General features: G+C 72.0%; 1 protein-coding gene and 1 pseudogene. Both read right to left on the bottom strand.

What is annotated here, in order from left to right; genetic code table 11:
• On the bottom strand, positions 1–661 hold a 661-nt coding region (locus STBA_RS14500; protein ID WP_171987708.1), incomplete at its 3' end, for a sensor domain-containing protein.
• Positions 658–876: pseudogene (locus tag STBA_RS14495) on the bottom strand (sensor histidine kinase); the annotation flags it as partial. The pseudogene STBA_RS14495 and the gene STBA_RS14500, both read right to left, overlap by 4 nt.

Here is an 876-nt window from a genome sequence, read left to right as displayed (position 1 = left end):
GCCACATCCGGGTGGCCGCCGCCGAGGGGCCGAGCAGGCCGGCCACCAGCATCCGGTCCACGGCCCCCATGCCGCGGATCAGCCAGGCCCCCGCGATCAGCAGCAGCAGGCCGATCACGACCGCCATGGTCACCTCGAACGGGCCGTCCCAGATCCAGCCGCCGCCCTCGCCGTCCGTGTTGATGCCGACACCGGGCTCGTCGGTGTACGCGGGAATGGTCCAGAACCACAGCGGGAACGTCAGCAACGCCCAGCCCCCGGACCAGCAGACCGCCACCACCGTGAACGAGAAGATCGCCCACGGCAGGTGCAGCAGCGCGTAGGCCGCCGAACGCCAGGACACGTTGCTGCGCAGCATCGCGGCCGTCCACGCCAGCGGGCCGCCGCGCGAGCCCTCGCGCATCCGCAGCGGCTCGGGGGCGGCGATGTTCATGCCGAGCAGCAGGCGGGCCCGCGCCCGTTCCGCGCCGCCGAAGAGGCGCAGCAGCAGCAGGACGAGCGCCATCAGCGGCAGACCGACGAACGTGATCAGCAGTGCCCCGCTGATCGAGAGACCCGTGACCGCCATCAGGAAGCCGACGAGCGCCATGGGCAGGTTCAGCAGCGCGTAGAGGCCCTCCCGCCAGGTGCGGAGCGTGAAGGGCATGCGCAGGGTGTTCATCGGGGGGTCCCTTTCTGGCGGTGATGGCGGTCGCGCCAGGGCAGTTCTGCGTTGACGGTGGTGGGTCCGCCGGTGGGGGAGGTGACGGCGAGGAGACCGTCGACGGCGGCGAGGCGTTCGGCAAGGCCGGAGCCGGCGGTGGGGTCGGCGCCGCCGCGGCCGTCGTCGGTGACCTGGATCATCAGCCGGTTCCCCGAACGCCAGATCTCAAGATC

Source organism: Streptomyces sp. MP131-18 (assembly GCF_001984575.1).
In the GTDB taxonomy this organism is placed as follows: Bacteria; Actinomycetota; Actinomycetes; order Streptomycetales; family Streptomycetaceae; genus Streptomyces; species Streptomyces johnsoniae.
The sequence above is the reverse complement of the archived record's forward strand: the minus strand, read 5'-3'. Positions and strand labels throughout refer to the sequence as shown.